Origin of the sequence: Kitasatospora sp. NPDC050543, from assembly GCF_044457565.1 — a bacterium.
GTDB lineage: Bacteria > Actinomycetota > Actinomycetes > Streptomycetales > Streptomycetaceae > Kitasatospora.
The window spans coordinates 1-24,313 of sequence record NZ_JBITGZ010000035.1 but is presented as its reverse complement, the minus strand read 5'-3'; the positions used below and the strand labels follow the sequence as shown (position 1 = coordinate 24,313).

Sequence of the window (24,313 nt, the reverse complement as noted above, 5' to 3'; positions counted from 1 at the left end):
CTCAGCCCGTCACTCGTGCGTACCCTCATCCCGCCGCAGCGGATCGGCACCTACGTGCTGTACATCGCGGACGGTCGCCCCATCTACATCGGCCGCAGTGACATCGACGTCCGCCGCCGGCTCCTGAGGCACTGCACGGACCGCCGCGCCGACTACTTCACGTACGACGTCCACCCCAGCGCGGCCAGCGCCTACATGGTCGAATGCGCGCTGTACCACCTGCTCACCCCTGACGCCTCCAACCGCATCCACCCCGCACGACCCGAGGGCCACCCCGTCCCCTGCACCTTCTGCCTGCCCCAGCAGCAGGAGGCCCGCCGAAACCGCATCCACGCCACCCCCGCACACATGTGGCCCGAGACGACAAAGGACCGATGATGACCACGCCTGTTTTCCTCGCCCCAGACGACCAGCGCGCCGACCTCATCCAGGTCGATCGCGCGCTCGACTCCATGCGCGACGCCGGCTTCGACCTCACAGCCGCCATCGGTGAGCCCCTGGACAACTCCATCGAAGCCGAGGCCACCCTCATGCGCGTGCGGCCGATCTTCGGCCGTGGCAAGAAGGCGATCGACAGCATCCTCATCGCTGACAACGGCCTCGGCATCGACCCTACGAAGATGCACCACGTGCTCTCGATGGGTTACAGCAGCCGCTACGGCGAGCGCCAGGGGCTGGGACGCTTTGGTGTCGGACTCAAGCTCGCCGGGCTCAGCCTCGGCGAACGCATCGACATCTACAGCAAGCAGACCGGCAACCCGAAGGTCTACCACAGCTACATCGACCTCCAGGAGATCCGCGAGGGCAAGCAGCACTACATCACCACCAACGAGGTCCAGGACTGGCCCGCCGAAGCGGCCAAGCTCATGACCGGGCGCGACGAAACCCCGTTCGCATCCGGCACGCTCGTCGTGTTCGGCAAGATCGACCGGCTCTCCAGCGGCGGTACCTACGGAACCTCCCTGGAGCACAAGCTTTCCGAGCTCCGCAGGTTCATCGCCCGCGCCTACCGGACCTACATCGACACCGGCAGGACCTTCGAACTGGACGGCAAGGTCACTACGCTGCACGACCCGCTGTTCCTACGCGACAACCCGAGGATCATCTCCCGCTACAAGCCGCTGGACCCTCGCGGTGAACTCATCGAAGAGGCTGACCTGAAGATCGATGGCCACAAGGTGCACGTCGCGGTCGCCATCGTGCCTCATGAGTTCCGCCCCTACTCTGGCACCGGCGGTAGCACGGACCACAACGGCCACGACATCTCCGAGTTCCAGATCAACGCCGACAACACCGCCAAGATCAGCATCCTGCGCAACGGCCGGGAGATCTACTACGACATCGTCCCCCGGTTGCTCGAAGGCGGACGCAACGACAAGGTCCTGCGCTACGTCGCGATCGAGGTGAGCTTCCCCGCGCAGCTGGACGAGTATTTCCAGGTCCGCAATGTGAAGCGCGGGGCGGAGCCGGTCAGCAAGTTGCGCAACGAGCTGCGCGAGTGGCTCAGGCAGCCCGTGAAGCTGGCACTGAAGAAGGTCCGCACGGACTGGAAGGAGACCGAGACCCGCAAGCGTCTCGAGGACGGCGAGCACACCGAGACGATGGACACTGCGGCTCGCGTCTTCCCGAACTTCCCGAGGGGAATCGCTGGCCGCGCCGCCACCCCGGAGGACGAGGAGAGGGTTGTCCAGCAGGCCGCGATCGACCTCGGTCTGGACAGCCAGGAGGACGCCGAGAAGATCGAGCGGATCCGCGAGCAGATCCGCACCAAGCCCATCACCCTCATGGGCACCCCTTGGCCCGGCAAGGAACTCCTGGTCATCGACCACCTCAACGGCAAGGCCGCGGTCAAGCTCAACCTCCGCCACGCCCTCTTCGACCAGGTGTACCTGCCCCTCAAGAAGCTCGCCGACGAGGGCGCGCAGGGCCTGGACCCCGAGGAGATCACCGACCTCGCGCGGCGAGCACAGATCGCCTTCGACCACCTGCTCATCGCCTACGCGCACGCAGAAGCCATGTACGAAGATCCCGAGCGGTTCGACGACCTCCGGACCTACTGGGGCATGTTCACCGAGGCGCTCCTGCGGGAGGCGTTCAGGGACCAATAGGACGCCTTGGGTGGGGTGCTCCGTACCCCTCCCACCGGCCTCAAACACCATCGGGCTTCGACGCCCGCGCGACGCCCTTCCACTCCAGATGTCGGGCCGTCTAGTTCGTCTTGCGCCGTGCACCACTAGCTTCCGCCGCGACCCGGCGGAACCATCTTGAGAGGCAACGCCAAGGATGTTTGGTTCAGGTTCCAAGCTCACGTTCCGCGACTTCGTGCAGGGCACGTGGGGGAGCTTCGACACTCCCGCTGGTCGGGTCGACTACATCATGACCAAGGCCAGGCTCGGCGGAGACGCCGACACGCCGGAGCGGCAGCTCACCAAGAGTCTCGCGCCCGTTCGTGAGGTCATGGACGCCGGGGACCTGGACTTCAACCAGCTGCTGCAGCGCGATCTGGATGACCATCGAGTGGCAGGCAAGCTGATCCCGTATCTGTTCAAGCAGCAGAGCACCGGACCTGCCTTCTTTCCTCCGATCGTGGCCGTGCTTCTGCCCTTCCAGGCCAAGAAGCCGACCACCTTCCCGGCCATCGGCGCCCCGATCCCGGTGAACCACGATGAGGCGCAATGGCAGGAGGAGCAGGCCGGCAATGCCTTCCGCGTCCACCGCCTCCTCGGCGCCGACGGCAGCCCGCACCCGGCGAACCTGGGCAAGCTGTGGTGGAACCAGTCCGAGTCGAGTCTGGTCGTTCTCGACGGCCAGCACCGCGCCATGGGTCTGCTGGCCGTCGAGCGCACGCTCTCCCGCACGTGGCAGGGCGCTGGGATGCAATTCCGGCCCTTCTACGAGCACCAGGTCGAGCGGCTACTGCACGAGCACCAGGTGACCGAGGCGGACCTGGCGAAGATCGAGGTGCCCGTCACGGTCTGCTGGTTCCCGAACGAGACCGGTGGGTCCTCACGCCCGCACGAAGCTGCCCGCAAGCTCTTTGTCGACGTCAACAAGGAGGCGCGGCCGCCGAGCGAGTCCCGGATCATCCTGCTGTCCGACGGCGAGCTCTCCAACGTGCTCACCCGCAGCCTCCTGAGCGCCTTGCGCGGTCGAAGCGGCACCCATCTGCCGCTTTACGCGGTGGAGTACGACAACCCCGAGATCAACGGCAGCCGTCCCGCGCGCTGGTCGGTCATGACGAACATTCACCTGTTCAAGATGGCCGTCAGCCGGTGCATCTTCGGACCTCCCAAGTACCTGACCAACCTTGCCCAGCCGTTCACCGGTAGGGAGAGCGCCCCGGACCGCGATAAGTTCATGCGCGAGCAGCTCGACCTCGTCAGCCTTCTGCCGCCCGAGTTCAGCGACGGGGTACGCCAGTACCACGTCTCGCGCATCGGAGAAACCGAGTTCCCGCTGGGCCGCTCGGAGGAACTGGTCGGCAGGTTCATGGACTCCTGGGGGGAGGCCATCCTGACGCTTCTGTCCAAGACCGAGCCCTACAAGGCGCACGCCGCTGGCCTCGCCACCTTCAAGGACAGCTGGGACACGACCCACAACCACTCCGCCCTCGCGTACGACGCCCTGTTCGGCGGCGTAGGAATCTACTGGACCCTGCGCGACAGCTGGGACGACTACCAGGAAAAGCGCTCCGAGGAGAAGCGCTCCGAGGAGAAGGGCCCGAAGCCAGTCAAGACCGACGTCATCCGGGCCTGGGAAGCCCTGAAGGAGAAGGAGTCTGAGTTCGAGGAGCACCGCGCCCGCGCATACCTCAACGCAACTACTCCCCTCGCGATCACGCGCTCCAAAGCCGCGTTCGGAGTCTTCAACACCCACGCCTGCCAGCTCGGCATGATCATGACTCTCGCCTCGCTGTGGGAGATGCGCAAGAGCCAGCCAGGCGGAGCCGAACTCAAGGACCTTCCCGCCTTCGCGGACTCCCTCGTCAAAGCCTGGAACGCATACTTCGAGCTGGACCGCGGCAAGGCCCGCGACCGTCGAAACGCCTTCAGCAAAAACGCGGGCAACCCGATCAACCAGATCGTCAACATGGACACCCCGAACGCGGTCTACTTCCGGTACTTCTGGATGCAGGCCCTCACGACCCCCTCAGCGTGGCAGCACATCACGCCGTGGCTGATCGGCCGCACGGCATTCGACAACGGCCTGAGCCAGGCCCGGCGCCTCTACCTGGACCTCTGCACCAAGCAGCAGTCCAACGCACTCAAGGTCAGCCACCCGACCCTCGGCCCGGGCAAGAGGGAAGAGCAGGCTGCCGAGCTGGCCACCAACTCCCTCAAGAAGGCTCTCAACATCTGGTTCGAAGTGCCAAACGAGGACTTCGACTCGTGGCAGGCCAGCCACGGCTCTCGGGCCATCCAGGTTGAGTTGGACCTGAACGAGGGGACCGCCGAAGGGGATCTCGCAAGCGAGTAGGGCCCCGTAGAGGGCCGGCCGAGGCCCACCCGCAGCCGTTCCACGGTGGCGGGTGGGCCTCGGCCGGGCCCACAAACCTCGGACCAGTGGCGCCACCGAGCTCAATGGCGGCGACCCGCAGCCTTTGTAGCCGCACAGGACCCGCCGCCCAGCCTGCACGGCGAACCGGAAACTCCCGCAGTGACGCGCCAACAATGGATCGAGGCGGGAAATCCGATTCGGCTAGATCCGGAACACCTTGCATGCATCACTTTTGATACGATCCAGGCGCTTCGAATATTCTTCCGTTGTCCACTCGGCAAGATCGCCTAGCTCTCTCGTAAGGCGAATCTTACTCTTCTTGTAGTAATTGTCCCGCTTTACGAGAAACGATTTGTTGCCTGCATCCGAGTTCTCGCCAGGGCCAAAGAATGTTAGGTTGCCCAGCTGATGAACAAGCGGGGCAAGGCCAGAGTCGACACTTCCCGCCTGAGGACTCTGCGGGTAAATGTGCTCAATCGTCACCTGATCCAGATCAAATACAGACATCATGTCAGGCTTCGGAGAGCCAGTATTACCACTGGCGAGCCATACTCCGTGATCTTCGAGCGTGGTCAGAAATTCACGGAGATTGGCCTTCTGTGCAGTTCCGCGATCATAGCGGAGAACATTCTCAAGGCTGCTCTTAAAGTGCTCATCGGAAGCCGACTTGGAAATCAAATCCCGAAGCTGAGATCGCAGAGCTGTCCACTCGATCGCATTGCCCTTTGCATGCTCACCCCGAATCCTCTTCGCCTCGGCATAGTAGACCTTAGACGGTGGCGTCGCATGCCCTCCGCAGACATTCTTGTAGCGGAACGCAAAGATCTCAAGGAGATAGACCAGCTCAGCGAAGCGGGATTCCGAAACGCAATTTGCTGCCGCCAGGAGCAGGGGAATGCACAACTGGTGCTTGAGCGTAACGACCAGCCGCCTAAGACGATCCTTCTGCCAGTCATTTGCCGCCGGCTGAAACCCAGGGGTATTCGTTTTCGCGTACGGCCAGACGCCCGCCACCAACTGGAGATAGACTTCCTTCTCGCGCTGGAAGTCTTCAATTCTGCCGAGCACCGCAATCGAGGAGGGCGCGCTCGACAAGTCAGGGAAGTATGCCTCGCGAAGCTTATTGAACAGCGGCGTATTGGCGCGGACGCCCTTGGTCGAAGGATAGTAAGCTTCGAAGAAGGCGCTCACCTTATTAGAGTCTGCGCTCAGGATATCATCCCAGACAAGGGCGGCCTTTTCTTGAACAGATGGGTTCCCTTCGAGAATTTCAAGGGTGTAGCTACGCAGCAAGTCGGCGTCCGCAAGGGAGCGCCCGCGGTCGTTCAAGACGCTGAACAACTGGTAGGCCCGATCGTGATCCGAACAGACAATTTGGATCACGTGCGACTGTCCGGTGAGCGCCATGCGCAGGCGCGCCATTCCAGCAATCTTGTCCTGCCGGGTGTCACATGACTCCAAGACTGGCCGGAGGAGCTTGGACCGAAGAGTCTCCCGAGCTGCAACGAGAAGCTCGTGACTTTCCCGCTTCGGAGTCGGATCGTTTCCAGTGAGGAGTTCCTGGAAAACCTCGTTATCGGCCTTCGACAGCGTGACTCGCGCACGTGTCTCATTTTCGCCAAGCGCAACATTTGCGTAGTTCCAGTAGACAAATCTATTGCGGGTGTCTTGCGCAAGTGTTCGTGCTGACCGTTCAGCGTGATCGTCATTCTGGGCTTCAGCCTCAGCTGCGATTCGGTCAGCCGCGTGGGCGATTTCCGATAGGGTAAGGACGAAGGTCGCGAGTCGCTGCTGGCCGTCGACGATCTCATATGCATGGGGCCTGGACTCCATATGATTGATGTGCTCAATGCATACGAATCCCCCAAAGAAATGACTCTTCTGCTTGTCCCCCTCCTCCATAAGATCCTTCACGTCGTCGATGAAGGCATCAGTCTGCGTGTCCCAGGCGTACGCACGCTGGTATCTGGGAACCCAGAAAGGGTGATGCTCCTCCAGGAGGGCCCCAACACCCACGCTGCGTGGTGTTACGGACGCGGCACCATACATCGACATGCGCTGCCTCAATCAATGGTCAGGAAGTTCTCGCGGACACCTTGCCACGACGTTCGTCAGCACGGGGCGGCTTTCAGCCAGAAGTATGCGAGCAGCCCTGCAGCATCGCCGAGAGCGCAGCCCAGACCCACACCTCTGGAGGAGCCGCAGGATTACCTCTGCCAAATAGATCCAGCCTCCACGGTGGGGCGGAGCTCACAGACACGAGCTCGGCGTCGATCGTGGTGGGTTCCCATCTGGGACCCCCACCACGATCGACGATGTGGCTATAGCCGCTCGGGCGTGCCGATGCCGAGGAGGTCCATGCCCTGTCGCAGGGTCTGGCCGGTGAGCTGGCAGAGCAGCAGTCGGGTTTCCTGGATCTCACGGCTGGGTGCCTTGAGGACGGGGCAGTGCTCGTAGAAGGTGGTGTAGGCCGATGCCAGGTTGTGCAGGTAGGCGCAGAGGCGGTGGGGTTCGAACGTTTCGGTGACGATGTCGATGGTGGCGCCGAACTCGTCGAGGAGGAGGCCGAGGGCTCGCTCGGCCGGCTCCAGGGTCAGGCCCTGGTGTGCGGTCGGGCTGACGCCTTCGGGGGCCTTGCGGAGGATGGACTGGATTCGGGCGTAGGCGTACTGGAGGTAGGCGCCGGTGTCGCCGTTGAGGGAGACCATGCGGTCGGTGTCGAAGACGTAGTCGCGGGTGCGGGAGGTGGAGAGGTCTGCGTACTTGACCGCCCCGATGCCGACCTGCCGTGCCCGGTCCTCAAGTTCCTCGGCACCGAGCTGGGGGCTCTTCTCCGCGACGACGGTGCGTGCCCGGTCGACGGCCTCGTCGAGGAGGTCCATCAACCGGACCGTCTCGCCGGAGCGCGTCTTGAAGGGCTTGCCGTCCTTGCCGAGGACGGTGCCGAACGGCAGGTGCAAGGCGCGGACGTTGTCGGGGAGCCAGCCGGCCCGCCGGGCAGTCTCGAAAACCATCTGGAAGTGGAGGGCCTGGCGACTGTCGACGACGTAGAGGAGTTGCTCGGCGCCGAGCATCCCGACGCGGTCGCGGATGGCGGCGAGGTCGGTGGTGGCGTAGCCGTAGCCGCCGTCGCTCTTCTGGACGATGAGCGGTGTCCGCTCGCCGTCGGGCCCCTTGATGTCGTCGAAGAAGACGCACAGCGCCCCGTCGGAGCGGACGGCGACGCCGGAGGCTTCGAGGTCGGAGCACACGTCGGCGAGCATGTGGTTGTAGTAGCTCTCGCCGATGGCGTCTGTGTCTTCGAGGAGTACGCCGAGGTTCGCGTAGACGGCTTCGAAGTACAGCTTAGATTCGTCGACCATGCGCTGCCAGGAGGCGACGGTCTCCGCGTCGCCGGCCTGGAGCTCCACGACGCGCCGGCGGGACCGGTCGGCGAAGTCGGTGTCGCTGTCGAACAGGGCGCGCGACGCCTTATAGAGGCGGTTCAGGCGGGACATCGACGGACCGGATTCGGCCGGTTCGGTGTCCTCGTCCAGCTTGTCGGGGTGTTCGACGAGGTACTGGATGAGCATGCCGAACTGAGTGCCCCAGTCGCCGAGGTGGTTGCGCTTGATGACCTTCTCGCCGGAGAACTCCAGGGTCCGCACCAGGGCGTCGCCGATGATCGTCGAGCGCAGGTGGCCGACGTGCATCTCCTTGGCGATGTTCGGCTGGCTGTAGTCGATCACCGTGACGCCGGGTTCGGTGCTGCTGCCGACGCCCAGGCGGGCGTCCGTCGCGCGGGCGGCCAGCCGGTCGAGGATCGCGGCATCCGTGACCGTCACGTTGATGAAGCCCGGACCTGAGACCTCCAGGCTCGCGATCACCTCGTCAGCGGTCAGGTTCTCGAGGACGCGCGCGGCGACCTCGCGCGGGTTGGCCCGCAGGGGCTTGGCGAGGCTCATGATGCCGTTGGCCTGGAAGTCCGCACGGTCGCTTCGTCGCAGCTGAGGGTCGCTGTCCGCGGCGTCGGGGAACGCGGCGGACAGCGCCTGCGTGAAGCGCTGCTGCACTGCGTCGGCGATGGAGAGGACCGTAGCCATAGAAGGAAGGACCACTTCTGTGAGAAGGCGGAGCCGCGCGGAGTCGCACACCAGCGGCACCACCAGGACTGTCGGCGCCGCGCCTCGAGTATCCCATGCCCTCTCGGCCAGCGGACTCATTAACCCCGGGCACCCCGGCAGCAGCGGGCCTGAACGGTGTCTCGCCGCCGCAGCTCTGATTGATCATCAGAAAGTGGGGCCGATCGCTCCGCTCGCGGTCGGCGGCGTGCGCGCGGCAGCTGTTCGGCGAATCCGCCAATTCGATCGAACACAACGTGACGGAGCGGCTACGGTGGCAAGTCTGCATGCGACGCTCAGGAGGGGAGCGAGGTGAGCGGCTTGTTGCGTGTTGCAGGCGATTCGCAGGATCTCGCGGCGTTAGTCCAGCGGGCGTTCGAAGTGCCGGGCGGGGGAATCGCGTTCGACCATCCAGGATTCATCGAAGCCGCTGGGCTGGTCCGTCGCTTGCGCCACCAGGAGCGCGAGGTCGTCGCAAAGCTGCGATCCGCAGAGGCAGCGCTCTCCGAGCGTCGCCTGGCCGCGGAGGCGGCACGTCGCCTCAGCGGACTGGTGGTTGCTGGCTTCGGGGCCATCCAGGTCTGCGTTCCTGAGCTGGTCCCGCTGCCGTCCCGGAAGGCCGCGCTGGTGTCTCCCTATCTTGGCAGCCCGCTGTCCGCGCCGTCAGCTGCCGCCCTAGGCCTGTCCGATGAGGCTGTCTTGGAACTCCTCGCATCCCTGCTCGCTCGCGGCCTCGAAGCGTCCGGGTGCGTTCCGCGGAACATGTTCTGCCGGGAGGGCCGGACGGTCCTGATCGACTGGGAGGATGCGCTCCTCGTGCCGGCCGGCGCGGCGCCTGACCGGCTGACCTTGATGAAGTGGGACATCGCCTGGTCTGACCTTTTCGGGGATGACTTACGACTCAGGGAACGAGTCCCTGCCTCCGCGCCCTGCGGGGAGCCGGAGCTGGACAGCTTCGAGACCATCCTGGCGGCCTGGTTGCCTCCGGTCGCGTCGCGGCAGGAGGTCCGCCGGCGCGGTATCGAGGCGACGCTGGCCAGCGAGCTCCCGGTATTCGAAGCGGCGCCGGGAAGCGCGGCCATGCTCGGGCACCTCGCCGAGGACGTCCTTCCACCACGACTTGGCGTCTTCCACACCGTACTGACCGCACGACTTCGAGAGCAGCGCGGTGACGCCGTCTACGCGGCCCTTCTCAGGCAGCTGCACGATCTGGTGAAACACCCCCGACCGACCGGCCTCGAGCTGGAGGAGCTACGGCGGGGCTGGGTACTCACGCTGTTCTCTGCCGCCGAGGACGAACTTCCGGCTGAAGCCCTGTCACTGCGGCAGCTGGTGCGGCGCGTGGACCGGTCGGCATCCACGCGCGGATGGGCGGCGGCTTGCAAGCGGGCCGAGGTCGCCGAGGAGATCACCAGTCGCCTCGCTGCTGTGGTCCTCGCCGTGCTGGGATGCGAGGAGCTGGATCTCCTCCTGCGCGGTTCGTGCGCCCAGGGAGTCCTGGGCCTCAGCAGTGACATCGACTTCGAGCTGAGCTCTGCCGACTTTCCTGGCGGGTATCGGCCAGCGGAGGATCTCGTGATTGAGGGCCTCGGCTGCCTCGGGCTGGCGGCAGAAGGGTCAGCCGCGCGGCCGGTCGAGCGTGACATCGTCAGCGCTGACGGCCGGGTTAGCCGCGATCTGCACGAGTGGTTCGAGCTCCGCCGGCCCGGCTCCGCCCACCACGACCCGGGTTGGAGCGCGGCCTGGCTGTCTGGCCCTTCCGCCGGTGCCATCGGTCGGCCGAGCGAGTACGAGGATCAGGGCCGCGAACACAGCACCAAGTACCTGTGGTTCGAGTCACGGGCCGCACTGGCGCGGATCGTGTTCACCGCCCCCTCGCTGTCGCCGCGGCCCGTGACGCTGGAGCAGCAGTTGTCCGTCCTGTCCCGGCTGATCGGCGACCGCGAGGCCGCTGAGCTGCGCGAGCTCATCCACGAGACGTTTGCCCTGCGGGAAGCGGCCGACCCATCGCGGCCGGCCTTCGGCCACGCGGAGCGCGAGTGCTCCCGGCTCAGCGGACGGTTGGATCGGCTGCGCCAACGTCTCGCGCTTCCTGGTCCCCGACTCTCGTGATCTTCCCTTCCGCCCCGATCCGCGCCATCTCAACCTGAGAGGTCAACCGTGATCAGCGACGCGATTACACGCTCCACCAGCGATGCCCTCCATGTCTCCTTCGCCGACGGCTACGTCTTCCATGTCCGCGGCGGTCAGATCACCGCCCCGAACCAGCCGTGCCCCTGCGGCGACCTGGAGCCGGTCCACCAGATCACGACTTACCGAGAGGCATACCCGCAGGCTCAGCTTTCCCTGACCGACTCCTGCAACATGGGCTGCACCTACTGCTCGTTCCGCGACCGGGTGCACGCGGACGGCAAGCCCGTCACGATCCCGCTCGAGACAGTGATGCAGGGCCTCGCGACCCACCGAAAGCGGCTCGTCGAGGAGGACGCGCGCTACAGCCGCGTCGATTTCGGCCTGGCTGGCGAGACCATGCTGGTGCGCCACATGCACGAGCAGGTCCACGCCATGGTCGAGGAGGGTCTCGCCGACTCGCCGGTCAGCGTCGTGTGGGCTGGCCCCATGGTCACCAACGCGACGCTGTCGATGACCCCGGAACTCGCCGACAAGCTCGGCCCGCCCCAGGACATCAGCCTGGACGGCCCGAAGGATGTCCACGACAGGGTCCGCTTCTATACCAACGGGCGCGGCGGCACATACGACCACGTGCGCTCCGTCCTAGACCGGGTGCTGGCCCGCCACCCCGACATGGGCGTCTCCGCGGTCCTCACCGCGTACTGCACCGACTTCACCGCGATCTTCCGGCACCTCTTCGAGGACGTCGGCGCCCGCAACATCTACATGAAGCCGGTGAACGCCACCCACGACAAGGACTACGCGCTCAACGCCGAGACCCTGCCACGTTTCCGGCAGGGCTACGCCGAGCTCGTGGACCACATCCTCGCCCAGCCGCCGGAGGGCATCCTCGCGCGGCTGCTCGCCCTGAACTCCGAGGACTTCTTCATGCGGTTCTTCTACCGCGTGAAGGACCGGGCGGCGCAGGTCTACCGGTGCGGGGCCGGCAAGAGCGGCACCTACCTGGACACCAACGGCAACCTCTACCCCTGCGCGCACTTCATCGGGAAGTCCGGCTGGCACATCGGGCACGCCTCCACCGGCGTCGAGGACAGCGAACGGCGCAAGTACCTCGACCTGGTGGTCGACGAGCGCGATGTGTGTTCGTCCTGCCCGTCGCGGTACGTCTGTGGCGGGGGCTGCTACTACCAGGCGGTCCTGGCCAACGGGGACATCACCAAGCCGGACGAGGTGAAGTGCGACCTGATCCGATTCATCACCGATCTGGCGGTCCGCCTCGTTGTCACGCTCCGCGAGAAGCACCCCGAGGTGCTGGATGCTCTGCCGTCTCCGTATGGGCTCACGGACGGGGCGCTCGCCGCCGCTCCTGAATCCGCCTACCTGCCTGCGGCTCGCCTGCACACGGCTCCCGGCACGGAGCAGCCGGCCATCCCGCTCGGAGGACCGGGCCGGGTACGCGGCGGGCTTGTGAACCCGGCCGGCCTGACCGCTTCGCTCTCCGTCGACACTGACGAGCTGGCAGTACGGCTAGACCTGAGCAGCATGCCGGACGCCGTGCGCGGTGTCCGCGTTCGCCTGCAGCCGCTCGGCCCAGATGCCATAACTCTGCACGACCTTGCCGCCCAGCAGTGGCCCGGCGAGCGGCAGTTGCGTTGCACCCGCGACGGCGCCTTCTGGCTCAACGCGCCCACTGGCCGCTTCCGGCAGATTCCGCACCCCGCCCCCGTCTGGGACGACGCCGCCGACGTGGGCCTCTCCTGGGAGGGGGAGGAGATCCGGCTCCTGGTGCCGCTGCCCGCGCAGGGCGACGCCGAGGCCGGCCTCGGGGTGAACGTGTTCGTGGATTTCGAGGACGGCGGCTGGACCGCTCTCACCCTGCATGAGCCGTTCGCCGTGCTCGACCGCTCCTCTGCTGGGGTTCTTCGCCTGTCTGGGCCGGAAGCTGCGGGGTCTCTGGGCGGCGCAGGTGTGAACGGCCGGATGCCCGAGGGCCTCACGCCGATCGGCCGATGGGCCGGTCTCCAGGGCAACACCTGCTGAGGGGGGCTTGTGCACATCCTTTTGACCACTCACCGGTTCGCGGACGGCAACGCCGGCGGGACGGAGATCCTGGCCGACGACCTGGCCCGGGCCCTGAAGGCCCGCGGGCTGCATGTCAGTTGGCTCGCGGCAGGTGACGCGCCACCGCCACATCAGCACACGGCCGACGAGTACCTGAGCTTGCCGGCGGCCTTCGCCGACGACTATCCGGTCGGGTGGCGCGCCCCGGAGGCGAAGCAGGCCAGGCGCGTCGAACAGCTCCTCGCGACGAAAGCTCTTGTGGATCTCGTCCACGTGCTGCACTTCAGCCGCACGGGCCTGGAGTTCCTCGACGTGCCTTCCCTTCGCGGGGTGCCGGTCGTCGCCACGCTGACCGACTACACCGCGGTGTGCCCCGACCATCAGCTCGTCGTCCGCTCCACCGGTACGCAGTGCACCGCCACCGCGGCCTCCCGGGACTGCCTCGGCTGCCTCAACGCGCCTGGCGAGGCCGTAGGGGATGTGGCGAGCTGGCGGGCGCGGAATGTGGCCTGGCTGAACGGGCGGGTGCGGGCCTTGTGGACGCAGACGCCGCACCAGGCAGCCGAGTTGGCGAGGGCCGGTGTCGATGTGGGCAAGGTCGTCCGTGACCGGGCCTGCTACGGGCTGCCTGCTGCCTGGGGGCCGCTGGCCTCGGGGGGACCGGCCGGGCAGTGCCTCCTGTTCCTGGGCAGGTGCTCTCCGGAGAAGGGACTGCACCTGCTCCTCGACGCCTTCCGCGCCAGCGACACCGAGCTGCCGCTGTTGATCGCTACCGTGCCGGACGACAAGACATACGAGGAGCAGATGCGAGCCCTGGCCGCTACCGATCCTCGGGTGCGTTGGCTCCCGCAGGTATCGCGCGCCGATGTCGGGCCGCTGTTGGCCGGTGCCAGAGCGCTGCTGGTGCCCTCGCAGTGGTGGGAGAACCATCCGCTGGTGGCGCACGAGGCAAGGGCGTTGGGGGTGCCGGTGTGGTCCTCGGCCGTGCCGTCCATGAGCCACCTCGCGGACGAACCAGGCTTCCACCTCGTCGAGGACTACCAGGATCCGGCCGCGTGGACGCGGGCACTCGACGCCGCGTCCCGGCACCGGGCGCCGCGAGTGCCGTCCTTCGGCCGCCGGGTGGGGGGGTTCGAGCGGTTCGTCGACGAGATCGTCTCCGTCTACCGGAAGGTGGTGGCCGCATGATGCCCGAGCGTGTGTCTCCCGTCGTTGTTCCGCAGCGCTTCCGGAAGTTCCTCGTCACGGACGACTTCGACCGCCACGGGCTTGTCCCCGGCCAGCCCACACCCACGCCGCAGTACCTCCAGGTGGAGCTCACCGACCTGTGCAATCTCGCCTGCGCCGGCTGCCTGCGGGCCGTGCACGAGAGCAGCGGCCGTCACCTGTCGTTGAAGGCGTTCGTCGCGCTCCTCGACCAACTGCCCAGCCTTGGCCACGTCTCGTTCGTAGGCGGCGGTGAGGCGCTGATCGTCCGCGACTTCGCCGCCTACGTCCAGGCGTGCACCGACCGCTCCGTGTTCACCTCGACGAACACCAACGGCCTGCTCGTGCGCCGGCGGCTGGAGCCAGTCCTCGACGCCGGTCTGGGGCTCATCGCGATCAGCGTCGACGGGGCGGATGACGTCGCCCTCGGGCGGATGCGGTCCGGGCTTCGCCTCAGCCAGCTGAGCACGGCCCTGCGCGAAGCGGTTGCCCTGACCAAGGGCCGGGAAACGGGGCTGTCCGCCGCTGTGACGCTCTCCTCCACGAACCTGGAGCAATTCCCGGCCATCGTCGAGTTCGTTGCGGACCACGGGCTCACGCGCATCAGCGTGGAGAGCCTGCACCACTGGGGAGAAGACAAGACCCTCAACGCCGAGTCCTTGTTCGCCCGCCCAGTGCAGGACGTTGTCCCACAGCTGGAGGCCGGTCTCGCCCGGGCTGACGAACGCGGCCTGCAGCTGTCGATCTTCGACTACTCCCGCCTGGCCTCGCCCGCAGCCGCGCAGGCCGTGTGCCCCTGGCCGTGGGACGCCAGCTACATCACCAAGGACGGCGACGTCACGCCGTGCTGTGTCCACATGGAGTCCTCCCCGGGCAACGTGCTCGGCAACATCCACCAGGCGCCGATGGCCGAGATCTGGGTCTCGAAGCCGTACGGATCGCTACGGGATTCCTTCCTCCAAGGGCCGGCCTGGTCCTCGTGCGAAGGCTGCGTGTATCGAATGGAGTTCGGACGTGTCTGACCCCCAACCGCCCGCCCTGCTGAGCAGCCGGCCCTTGGACGACAGCCGCACGCTGCTGCACCGGGCGGTCGATCTCGGACTCGACTTCACCTCGGGAGAGCTACGCGACGGCCTCGTCCTGCGGCACGCGACGGTCGGCGAACTCATCGACCGCTTCAGCGGACCCATTCCGGTAGCCGGGACGAGCGACGACCAGCTACTGGAATCCGTGGCGGAGATCGCCCGTTGGTCGATCTCCCAGGCCGACCCCCGCTATCTCGCGTTCCCGGACACCGGCGACAGCATCGCCGCCCTCACAGCCGACATCGTCGCCTCCTTCCTCAACCAGAACCTGATCGCCTTCGACCGCAGCGCGCCGGCCGCCAGCGTGATCGAAGCCCAGCTGATCACCTGGCTCCGCGAACTCGTCGGCTACCCGGTCACTCCCTTGGCCGACTACCAAGGGCTCGCCTCGCTGGGCGGCATGTGGACCTCCGGCGGGAACATGAGCAACCACGTCGCCATCGCCGCCGCCCTCGCCCACACCTACCCCGAGGCCCGCCGCAGCGGCCTGCGCGCCGTTTCCGAACAGCCGGTGATCCTCCTCGCTGGTGGGGTCGAGCACTTCTCCTACCTCGCCGCCGCCCAAGCACTCGGGCTGGGCTCGGACGGGCTGCTGTGGGCCGACGCAACCCCCGACTTCACCAGCGACACCGCCTCGGTGGAGCGTTTGCTGGCCTCGCCACCGCCCGGCAAGCGGATCTTCATGGTCGTCGGTGTAGCCGGGAACTGCCGCACCACCGGCATCGATGACCTCCAGCAACTCGCCGACCTCTGTCGGCAGTACGGCGTCTGGTTCCACGTCGACGCCTGCCACGGCGGGAGCCTGCTGTTCTCCGAGAAGCTCAAGGTCCAGTTGGCAGGCATCGAACGCGCCGACTCAGTGGCCCTCGACCCGCACAAGGGCCTGTTCGTCAGCTACCCCTCCAGCTACGCGCTCTTCCGCGACCCAAACGCGCTCGGCCGCTTCGCCCGCTACCCGGACCGCGCCGATGATCCCGACTGCCTCGATCTAGGGCTGATTACCCCGTTCTACGGCTCCCGGGGCTTCGAGTCGCTCAAGCTCTGGGCTCTGATGAAGCACCAAGGCACCGAGGGCATCAGCCGGCTCGTCGAGGACCGTCAGGCCACCTACCAGCGGATGGTCGACCTGCTGGAGCGCACCGGATGCTTCCGCATGCTCGGCACCTCCGACTTCTACCGATGCGCGTTCGTCTTCCTGCCCGATCAGGTAGCCCAGGCCATCGAGGCGGCGGCCGTTCAGCCATCGCTGCACGCCTCGGTGCGCGCCCTTATCTCCCGCTACACCATGGCCTTCGCCGACCGCCTCTACCGCAGCGGCACCGTGGTCTTCGACCTGTTCGCCCTCCAGGACCTCGCCGACCACATCGGACTCGGCACCAGCGCCAAGTACCAGGTCATGGGCATGTGCGTCGGCCATCCCCACATCGCCGACGACATCGAGCACGGCATCGAGCAGACCCTGCTCGACCACTCCCAGGAGCTCACCGCCGCCATGCTGACCGACGCCCACGCGCTGCTCACCGCTACAGCCCCGTCCGACGGTGACTCCGTGGCGGACGTGACCGGACCGGCAGGCTGGTGAGCATCGTGGCCTACCCGCCGGCGTTCACCATCGCCTACCTCGTCCACAGCGACGTGGAGCTCCTGCGCCGCACCATCCCCGCCACGCTCGACGCGCTGTGCCAGGGCACCCGCCATCCCTACGACCTGGTCCTCGTCGTGGACGGCGCCGAGAGCGCCCCGATTGACGAAATCACCGAACTCGCCAACTCCACTTGGGGATTCGACGAAGTGCGGCTGCGCTGGCGAACCCGCCACCGGGCTTCCGGCGACCAGGCCAACAACATCCACACCCACTTCGTCACCGACAAGAGCCGCTTCCTGATCACCATCGAGGGCGACGTAGTCGCCTTCCGCGACCCGAACGCCACCGATGTCCTCGCCGAGATCGCCGACACCTTCGACCGCTGCCCGCAGCTCGCGCTCGCCCAGCGCATCGACGACCACGACTGCTGGCAATGGAAACTCGAAGACGCCGGCCCGGCCCTCAGCGACGAGGCACGCTCCGTCAACCGGGTCTCCTCGCACTTCCTGATCTACGACACCCAACGAGCACGGCCCGTTATGGCCGCGGCCGGCGGCATCCCCGGTGATCGGTTCCATGACGACGGCCAGAGCTCGATGAACTACGAGGACTGGCTCTCCCACACCTTCGCCTACCCGGGCGGGCCCGGCATCGGCTACTTGCACCATCTCCCGCTTCGGGTCTTCCACTGCGACGAGAAGACCGCTCCCGGCTCAGCCCACTACCGCCGCGACCTCGCGACCCGCCTTCGTGTCTTCGCCGAGCGCGAGCACGCGGTCAAGAAGGAGTTCCATGCCTGACGAGCGCCTCGTCCACTCACCCGTCTTCATCCTCTCCCCGATCCGCTCCGGATCGACCCTGTTGCGCTGCCTGCTCGGCTCCCACCCCGACGTCCACGCCCCGCACGAACTCCACCTCGGCGGCCTCACGGTCACGGTCGACGACGAGTTCACCGACCTGTCCATTCGCACCCTCGGCCTCGGCCGCGAGGACCTCGAACACCTACTGTGGGACCGGCTGCTGCACCGCCAACTCACCGATGCAGGCAAGACCGTGCTCGCCGAGAAGTCCCCCGGCAACGTGTTCATCTGGCGGCGCCTCATCGACTGCTGGCCGGACGCCCGCTACGTCGTCCTGCGCCGCCACCCGGTGGCCATCGCGGACTCCATCCGCCGCGCTGGCGACGCCACCGACCTCGCCGAGGCGGCCATCACCGTCGACAAGTTCGCCAGTGCCCTCGACGAAGCCGCCGACAACGTGCCCGCATTCATCAGCGTCACCTACGAGCAGTTGACCGTCGAACCAGAAGCCACCTGCAAGGCCCTGTGCAACTACATCGGCATCCCCTGGGAACCGGCCATGCTCGACTACGGCCGCCACGACCACGGCCCGTTCGTATACGGGATCGGCGACTGGTCGCCCCAGATCGCCTCCGGACAGATCCAGGACGCCACCCCGCCTCCTGCCGGCGAAACGATCCCGCCGCTGCTCAAGCACTGGTGCGAGAAGTGGGGCTATCGCGCGTGAACCGGCCACCAGCCTCCGCGATCTTCTGGCTCATGGGGTTGCCGGCCTCCGGTAAGACCACCCTCGCCCGCCATCTCCTCAGGTTCCTCCAGACCAAGCACCACGGCGGCTGCGGACTGTACGACGCCGACGAGCAACGGTCCACCGGCGTCCTGAGCGGTCTCGGCTGGTCCCCCGAGGACCGCATCGCCACCATCCAGGCACTCGCACACGCCGCCGACCAAGGCCCCATCAGCATCGTCACCCTTGTGACCTCCACTCCAGCGGAACGGCAGCTCGCCGCCGATCTCCTCAATGAACGGCTCCACCTCATTCATGTGCGTGCGCCCGAGAACGTTCGGCACGCCCGCGACGCCCTCCGGGCCGCACCGGCCTACCGCGCCAACCCATCCCCCGACGCCCCTGAACTCTCCTGGACCGAGCCCAAGCACCCGGCGCTCACCGTGGACACCACGACCCCGCTCAGAGATAGCGTCAACGCTCTCTGCTCCTTCGCCACCAGCGTCCTCGGGCACCGCCCTGTGCCGTAGACGCGCCGATCAAGCCGCGAGGGGACGATCGGGTTCCCGACTATCGCGCTCGGGCACCGAGCCGCCCTCACGGTGCGGCGTGGCCTCGCCGTCACCCGTCTGCGGGCGCTCCGCCACAGCAATGAACGCCAGCTCGGAGAAGAAGAACCCGCCCACGCGATCCGCCTCGCACACCGCGGCATACCACTCCTCAACCACGGCCGGACTGACCGAACGCCACCCGTGCCTGGATGCGGACAACAACGCCTTACGGATTTGGTCGATCCTGTCCTTCGCATGCCCCGAGCACTCCGTCGACCACACCAGCAACGGTTCCACGCTGACCAGCCTCAGTGGACTCCGGGCGAGAAGCATTCCGAGCTTGCGGCCGATCCGGCCGTCCGCGTGATCCATCCAGCTCTGCACATCGTCCGCGAAGGCGTGGCAGACCCGCCGGTCCAGATCGGCGTCCGCGCCGGCGATAACCAGCGAGTCGAAGTCGACGTGCGCGATGATCGCCCGGCCGCCCGGCCGCAGGACCCGCGCGACTTCGATCAGCAACTGCTGCGGGTCCGGCAGGCACTCGACGGTGTTGTACGAGAGGACTACATCCGCACTCTCGTCTGCGCAGGGCACTGGATCACGCAAATCAGCAACGAGTGGAATCGTCGCCCCGCGGTGCCCCCTCAGCACGCTCCGCATTTGGCGTAAGGATTCCGCCGAGCGGTCGATACCGATGAGTGATGCATCGGGCGCGACCCGGCTCACCGCCTGGAGCGTGGGTCCGGTTCCGCAACCAAGGTCGACGATCTGGCGGTGGGCGCGGGCCGTTGCTAGAGCAGCAAGTCGGGCGTGAATGGGCTCGTTACTGTCAGACATAACAGCCCCTTCCGTGATCACATCCAGTAGTCGACGAAGAATCCAAAGACCATCCGAATTCGCACTATATGGAACATTTGCACAGTTCACATGTTGGATGGCAGTGGCATCCGCTCTCACCCACCCCGGATTGCCTCGACCGCCTGGCAAATCGTTGTCCAGCACCCTGAACCCGCGGCTGCCTTCTCCCAACGTCGGGCACTCTTCGGCCTCGCTTCGCGCGGGCCACCCCTACGAGCTTGAGCTCTGCGGTACACCAGCGCGGATGGTCTTGGCCGCACACTGGCGACCGTGCTGCCGATGATGCCCAGGTCGCAGACGCGCTGCCCCGGACTTGATGCTGGGCTGGCTGCGGGCTGGCCAACAGGAGCGCGGTGCTGCCGTGCGCCCGCCGGGAGCGAGCCCAATCTCACGCAAGAACAGTTGACCAGGCGTTCTAGCTTCTCAGCACCGGCCCCTGACGATCGGTCAGGCTATATAGACTCGTCGGTTCCCGGAGATCAGAACGGTCAGCATCCGACCGGGTGTGGTGACCCGGTCCGGCCCGAATCGGCGTTCGGCCACAACCACCTTCCCCAAGCGAGAGGCTCATCCATGCCCGAGAAGGTCACCAAGGACAAGGTGCTCGTCTACGTCGTGCGCGACGGGCGGCTGCTTGTGTTCCGGCACACCGACTACAGCTACGAGGAGGTCGGCATCCAGGTACCCGCCGGCAGCATCCGGCCCGGGGAAACCCCCGAGGCCGCCGCCCTGCGCGAGGCACGCGAGGAGACAGGCCTGACCGACTTCAAGATCGTGCGCAAGCTCGGCGAGACCGACTACGACATCAGCCCGTACCGGTTCGAGATCCAGCACCGGCACGTCTTCCATCTGGAGCTCACCGAGCCGACCCCCGAGCGGTGGATGAGCCAGGAGGATCACGATGGCGAGCAGAAACCCACTCACTTCGAGTGCTTCTGAATCCCGCTGGAGGCCGCCCATATCCTCCAGGCCGGCCAGGCAGCCCTGCTAGGACTTCTAAACGACTACTGAGGTTTTCGTTGTGTTGTCGGTGGTGACAGGTAGTGATCCCTGCGGTATGCCGGTGGTATGCGGTACGCGCAGGGTGGGGGCCTGACCGCTGAGCGGCGGGCGTTTCGTGAACAGGTGCGGCTGGAGGCCGGGGTCCGGTTCGAGGCCGGTGAGAAGACGTCGGCGATCGCCCGGGACCTTAGGGTCAGCGAGCGGTCGGTCGAACGGTGGCGACGGGCCTGGCGCGAGGGCGGCATCCAGGGCCTGCGTTCGGCCGGTCCTGCAAGCGTGCCGAAGCTGTCGTCAGAGCAGTTCGCCGCGCTGGAAGAGGAGTTGGGCAAAGGGCCGTCCGCCCATGGGTTCGAGGACCAGCGGTGGACCCTGACCCGGGTCCAGACGGTGATCGGCCGACGGTTCCGGATGAAGCTGTCGATCGCGACCGTGTGGCGGCTGCTGAAGCGGAACGGCTGGTCCTGGCAGGCCCCGGCCCGCCGGGCACTGGAGCGGGACGAGCACGCCGTGGAGCTGTGGAAGCAGGAGGTGTGGCCGCGGGTAAAAGCACCGCGGCGGCGCTCGGGGCCTGGCTCGTCTTCGAGGACGAGGCAGGATTCGCGATGACGCCGCCGCGCGCCCGCACCTGGGGCCGGCGCGGGCACACGCCTGTAGTCCGCGTGCGGGGCCGCTCCCGCCGCCGGACCTCGGTGGCCGCCCTGTGCTGCTACAAGCCCGGCGAGAAGAGCCGGATGATCTACCGGCCCCGCTTCCACTTGCCGCTCAAGGGCGCCCGCAAGAGCTTCGCCTGGACCGACTACCGTGACCTCGCCGTCCGCGCACACATCCAGCTCGGCGGCCCGATCGTCCTGGTCTGGGACAATCTCAACACCCACCTGGCAGCAGGACTGAAACGGTACGAGGCCGAACACGACTGGCTCACCACCGTCCGTCTCCCGCCCTATGCGCCCGACCTGAACCCCGTCGAGGTCGTGTGGTCACTCGTGCGCAGAGCGATGACCAACACCGCCTTCGGGACGCCCGACGACCTCGATCGCACACTTCGCCGCGAGTTACGCCGGGTCCAGCTCCGACCCCACCTGATCGACGGATGCCTGACCGCCACCGGCCTGGTTCTCACACCCCCGACCCCACCCTGAAAACCTCAGTAACCCCATCCGGTCTCCGCCTCAGCTCACCTCGAAGCGTGGACCGATGCTCCGGAGGTCGTTCGACGAGCGCCAGTGTTCCCCGTCCCGGGGGCGGGCAGACCCGCTCGGTGGGGTGACGGTGGGTCAGGGCTTGGGGAAGCCGTAGTGGCCGGCTGCCCAGGCGTTCGGCGGCTGCGGGGCGTCCAGTCGCTTGCGCAGCTCCTGGACCGCTTGCGCGAGCTCCTCGCGGTCGTTGGCGTCGACCGTGCCGTCCAGGAAGGCCGAGACGTCGGCGAAGGTGCCGCCCTCCCCGACGTGGCCGGCGCACAGCTTGACGCGCATGTACGGGAAGAAGGCGTCGATCCCGATCCACCAGCGGTCCGCGTCGTGGACCAGGCGCAGGTGGGAGGGCATGTGTCCGGGGAGCACGCGGGCCTGGTCCTGCCAGCCGCACTCGTGGATGATCCAGGCGGCCACCGGCTCCGGCCCGTATTGGATCGGCTGCGTCATCGGTCCACCTCTCCCTCGCGACAATGCGTCGAGCCTATCCGTGCCGGGGCGCCGAGCGGTCCTAAACGGCCCGGTCACCGGGGCGGGATGGCTGGCCCCACGTCGTGCAGACGGGCTCGTGCCAGGTGGTGCGGACCACCAGCCCGCCGGGCGACAGGTGCTCGCTGCTCCAGGTCCGGCAGCAGTGCGCGGCCGGGCGTGGGCGCGGGTGCGGTGACGGTGAGCGGGCTGAAGTGGCGGCTCGGCGGGGCCGGCCACCTCACCGGAATACGGCCTGACCTGACCTGCTGGGGCAAGGGCATCGGCGGCGGCCTGCCGCTGTCCACACTGACCGGCGGCCGGGACCTGATGCAGTTGGGCGACCACGCCCGGCCGCGGGTCGGCCAGCCCCCGCTGTTCCTGCTCACCACCACCCACGGCGCCGACACCGCGAGCCTGGCCGCCATGGTCGCCACCGTCACCGAGATGGCCACCACCGACGCCATCGGCCGCGCACACGCCACCGGCACCGAGCTGCGCGGCATGGTGAATGCGATCCTCGCCGAGGCAGGTGTCGAGCAGTCCGTCCGACTGGCCGACTACGACTGCTTCCTGAACATCGAGACCGCCGGACCCGGGCTGAAGGCGCTGTTCCTCCAGGAGGCCATCCGGGCCGGCGCCCTGGTGCGGGGGATCTTCTACCCCACCGCCGCCCACACTGCGGAGCACGTGGAGCAGACAGCGGTCGCCGTGCGCCGGGCCGCGCAAGCCTGCGGCCGGGCACTGACGGATGGCGCGGGGGCCGATCTGCTGCCGGCACCGGCGCAGCGTCCCCTCTGAATGCTGCTACCCGCGGGCGGCGCTGTGGCCGGCGCCGCCCGCACGCAGCAGGGCCTCCACGCCGTCCGGGTACCACGGCATCCGCTGGCTGGCCTGCTCGACCGGCACCCAGGCGACCTCGGTCACGTCGTCGTCTTGCTTGTTGGCGGTCGGCTCGCCCGAGAGCAGTTGGGCGCTGAACACGGTGAACACGTCGTGCAGCTCGTCCGCGATGCGCTCGCTGACGTCGACAATCCGCCGGGCCTCCACCACGACGCCGGCCTCTTCCTTGGCCTCGCGCTCGGCCGCCTCCGCCAAGGTCTCCCCTGGTTCGCGCCGACCACCGGGCAGGCTCCAGCTGTCCTCGTTGCGCACCAGCAGGACGTTCTCACCGCCGCTGTCGCTGATCAGCACGTAGGCCACATCGACGCGGTCCGCTGGCATCATCGCTTCCTCTCGGTCGTGCACCCGATTGTTCCAGGGCTGGGCCCGTAGCGCGGCACGGCGAGCCTCGGCGCAGGCACGGCCACGGCCCCGAAATACGGGGCCGTGGCCGTTATACCGCGTGACCCTACGCGGGTGGACGGGAATCCTCGTTCCAGCCGGGTTCCTGCTCTCGCTGCCCGTGGATGTCCTCCCACGTGGGCCCGGTCGGGCAGTCGGTGAAGCACAGGACGCCGGCGGCGGCGCCACAGTCCTCGCAAGGGTCGGACACGAAGAGGTAGTCGGTCATGCGTTCCGTTCTTCGGGTGTCGAGTCGCGTGCGGGCGGGGGCGGTACTTCGACGAGTCGGCCGATCAAGGGCGCCATGCGTATCGCGAAGATCGCGCTGCCGTGGGCATTGGCGAAGCCGCGGCAGATCGCGCCCTTCGTCCCGGACGGGGCGAGGGCCGGCAGCGTCGAGTGGCAGACGATGTGCCCTCGGCGGGCCAGTGCTTCCTGAGCGAGCTGGCGCAGCCGTCCGGGGGCGAGGTGCATCAGGTTCCCCTGCCGGTAGATGCACGTGCCGCAGAGGTCGGCGAGGACCCGGACCTCCCCTGTGGCGGGGTCCGCGACGGCCGGTGCTGGGTCGTCGTCCGGCTCGGTTTGGGCTTCGCTGTACTTCACGGTGTCCCCCTGGTTGTGGTCGAAAGGGCTGCGCGGGCCACGGCCGGGGGGGGGGCCCCCCCCCCCCCCCCCCCCCCCCCGGCCCCGGCCCCCCCCCCCCCGCGGGGGGGGCCCCCCCCCCCCCGCGCCCCCGGGAGCGAGGCCCAGCAGCCCTCCACACCCA

22 protein-coding genes are annotated in these 24,313 nt (G+C 67.3%); 15 read left to right on the top strand and 7 right to left on the bottom strand.

Annotated features, from left to right (window positions below):
• Positions 1 to 15: 15 nt before the first annotated feature.
• The 3 genes from ACIBH3_RS30100 (at position 16) to ACIBH3_RS30090 (ending at position 4,476) form a co-directional block, all read left to right on the top strand.
• Positions 16 to 378 (top strand): GIY-YIG nuclease family protein, encoded by a 363-nt coding sequence (locus ACIBH3_RS30100; protein WP_396315272.1) that lies wholly within the window; start codon positions 16 to 18, stop codon positions 376 to 378.
• Positions 378 to 2,108 (top strand): ATP-binding protein, encoded by a 1,731-nt coding sequence (locus ACIBH3_RS30095; protein ID WP_396315271.1) that lies wholly within the window; start codon positions 378 to 380, stop codon positions 2,106 to 2,108. Before ACIBH3_RS30100 ends, ACIBH3_RS30095 begins: the two co-directional genes overlap by 1 nt.
• A 175-nt stretch (positions 2,109 to 2,283) precedes the next feature.
• Positions 2,284 to 4,476: a hypothetical protein gene (locus ACIBH3_RS30090; RefSeq protein ID WP_396315270.1), complete on the top strand. Its 2,193-nt coding sequence runs from the start codon at positions 2,284 to 2,286 to the stop codon at positions 4,474 to 4,476.
• 222 nt (positions 4,477 to 4,698) lie between these two features.
• On the opposite strand, the gene ACIBH3_RS30085 is transcribed toward ACIBH3_RS30090, so the two are convergent.
• Positions 4,699 to 6,552 (bottom strand): DUF262 domain-containing protein, encoded by a 1,854-nt coding sequence (locus ACIBH3_RS30085; protein WP_396315269.1) that lies wholly within the window; start codon positions 6,550 to 6,552, stop codon positions 4,699 to 4,701.
• A gap of 266 nt (positions 6,553 to 6,818) precedes the next feature.
• A complete protein-coding gene (argS, locus tag ACIBH3_RS30080) occupies positions 6,819 to 8,579 on the bottom strand; it encodes an arginine--tRNA ligase (RefSeq protein WP_396315268.1) in 1,761 nt (586 codons plus the stop codon).
• A 330-nt stretch (positions 8,580 to 8,909) separates the two neighbouring features.
• On the opposite strand from argS, the gene ACIBH3_RS30075 reads away from it, so the two are divergent.
• Genes ACIBH3_RS30075 through ACIBH3_RS30040 form a run of 8 tightly spaced genes read left to right on the top strand, consistent with a single transcriptional unit; the run spans position 8,910 to position 18,724 of the window.
• Complete coding sequence (locus tag ACIBH3_RS30075; protein WP_396315267.1) at positions 8,910 to 10,709, top strand: hypothetical protein; 1,800 nt, start codon at positions 8,910 to 8,912, stop codon at positions 10,707 to 10,709.
• Between the two features lie 48 nt (positions 10,710 to 10,757).
• Positions 10,758 to 12,770, top strand: a complete 2,013-nt coding sequence (locus ACIBH3_RS30070; RefSeq protein ID WP_396315266.1) for a radical SAM protein — start codon at positions 10,758 to 10,760, stop codon at positions 12,768 to 12,770.
• 21 nt (positions 12,771 to 12,791) lie between these two features.
• Entirely contained in the window at positions 12,792 to 13,979 is a 1,188-nt protein-coding gene (locus ACIBH3_RS30065) for a glycosyltransferase (RefSeq protein ID WP_396315265.1), read from the top strand.
• Positions 13,976 to 15,019: a radical SAM/SPASM domain-containing protein gene (locus ACIBH3_RS30060; protein ID WP_396315264.1), complete on the top strand. Its 1,044-nt coding sequence runs from the start codon at positions 13,976 to 13,978 to the stop codon at positions 15,017 to 15,019. Before ACIBH3_RS30065 ends, ACIBH3_RS30060 begins: the two co-directional genes overlap by 4 nt.
• Positions 15,012 to 16,664 carry a pyridoxal phosphate-dependent decarboxylase family protein gene (locus ACIBH3_RS30055; protein WP_396315263.1) on the top strand — a complete coding sequence of 551 codons (1,653 nt, stop codon included), beginning with the start codon at positions 15,012 to 15,014 and terminating at the stop codon, positions 16,662 to 16,664. The genes ACIBH3_RS30060 and ACIBH3_RS30055 overlap by 8 nt, the downstream gene beginning before the upstream one ends.
• Entirely contained in the window at positions 16,661 to 17,467 is an 807-nt protein-coding gene (locus ACIBH3_RS30050) for a hypothetical protein (protein ID WP_396315262.1), read from the top strand. Before ACIBH3_RS30055 ends, ACIBH3_RS30050 begins: the two co-directional genes overlap by 4 nt.
• Positions 17,460 to 18,194 (top strand): sulfotransferase family protein, encoded by a 735-nt coding sequence (locus ACIBH3_RS30045; RefSeq protein ID WP_396315261.1) that lies wholly within the window; start codon positions 17,460 to 17,462, stop codon positions 18,192 to 18,194. Before ACIBH3_RS30050 ends, ACIBH3_RS30045 begins: the two co-directional genes overlap by 8 nt.
• A complete protein-coding gene (locus ACIBH3_RS30040) occupies positions 18,191 to 18,724 on the top strand; it encodes an adenylyl-sulfate kinase (RefSeq protein ID WP_396315260.1) in 534 nt (177 codons plus the stop codon). Before ACIBH3_RS30045 ends, ACIBH3_RS30040 begins: the two co-directional genes overlap by 4 nt.
• 9 nt (positions 18,725 to 18,733) lie before the next feature.
• On the opposite strand, the gene ACIBH3_RS30035 is transcribed toward ACIBH3_RS30040, so the two are convergent.
• A complete protein-coding gene (locus ACIBH3_RS30035) occupies positions 18,734 to 19,582 on the bottom strand; it encodes a methyltransferase domain-containing protein (protein WP_396315259.1) in 849 nt (282 codons plus the stop codon).
• Between the two features lie 594 nt (positions 19,583 to 20,176).
• Here ACIBH3_RS30035 and ACIBH3_RS30030 point away from each other — a divergent pair.
• From ACIBH3_RS30030 to ACIBH3_RS30020, 3 genes are all read left to right on the top strand, one after another.
• Complete coding sequence (locus ACIBH3_RS30030; RefSeq protein ID WP_396315258.1) at positions 20,177 to 20,542, top strand: NUDIX domain-containing protein; 366 nt, start codon at positions 20,177 to 20,179, stop codon at positions 20,540 to 20,542.
• Positions 20,543 to 20,671: 129 nt separating this feature from the next.
• Positions 20,672 to 21,211, top strand: a complete 540-nt coding sequence (locus tag ACIBH3_RS30025; RefSeq protein WP_396315257.1) for a winged helix-turn-helix domain-containing protein — start codon at positions 20,672 to 20,674, stop codon at positions 21,209 to 21,211.
• On the top strand, positions 21,208 to 21,744 hold the full coding sequence (locus ACIBH3_RS30020) for a transposase (protein WP_396315313.1): 537 nt from the start codon (positions 21,208 to 21,210) through the stop codon (positions 21,742 to 21,744). The genes ACIBH3_RS30025 and ACIBH3_RS30020 overlap by 4 nt, the downstream gene beginning before the upstream one ends.
• A gap of 135 nt (positions 21,745 to 21,879) precedes the next feature.
• Here ACIBH3_RS30020 and ACIBH3_RS30015 read toward each other — a convergent pair whose 3' ends face one another.
• Positions 21,880 to 22,245: a hypothetical protein gene (locus ACIBH3_RS30015; protein ID WP_396315256.1), complete on the bottom strand. Its 366-nt coding sequence runs from the start codon at positions 22,243 to 22,245 to the stop codon at positions 21,880 to 21,882.
• A 219-nt stretch (positions 22,246 to 22,464) separates the two neighbouring features.
• Between ACIBH3_RS30015 and ACIBH3_RS30010 the strand changes: the two genes are divergently transcribed.
• Positions 22,465 to 23,064 (top strand): aminotransferase class III-fold pyridoxal phosphate-dependent enzyme, encoded by a 600-nt coding sequence (locus tag ACIBH3_RS30010; RefSeq protein ID WP_396315255.1) that lies wholly within the window; start codon positions 22,465 to 22,467, stop codon positions 23,062 to 23,064.
• A gap of 6 nt (positions 23,065 to 23,070) precedes the next feature.
• On the opposite strand, the gene ACIBH3_RS30005 is transcribed toward ACIBH3_RS30010, so the two are convergent.
• The 3 genes from ACIBH3_RS30005 to ACIBH3_RS29995 form a co-directional block, all read right to left on the bottom strand.
• Entirely contained in the window at positions 23,071 to 23,487 is a 417-nt protein-coding gene (locus tag ACIBH3_RS30005) for an NUDIX domain-containing protein (RefSeq protein ID WP_396315254.1), read from the bottom strand.
• Between the two features lie 127 nt (positions 23,488 to 23,614).
• Positions 23,615 to 23,776 (bottom strand): hypothetical protein, encoded by a 162-nt coding sequence (locus ACIBH3_RS30000; protein ID WP_396315253.1) that lies wholly within the window; start codon positions 23,774 to 23,776, stop codon positions 23,615 to 23,617.
• Positions 23,773 to 24,150 (bottom strand): hypothetical protein, encoded by a 378-nt coding sequence (locus tag ACIBH3_RS29995; protein WP_396315252.1) that lies wholly within the window; start codon positions 24,148 to 24,150, stop codon positions 23,773 to 23,775. Before ACIBH3_RS29995 ends, ACIBH3_RS30000 begins: the two co-directional genes overlap by 4 nt.
• Between the last annotated feature and the right edge of the window lie 163 nt (positions 24,151 to 24,313).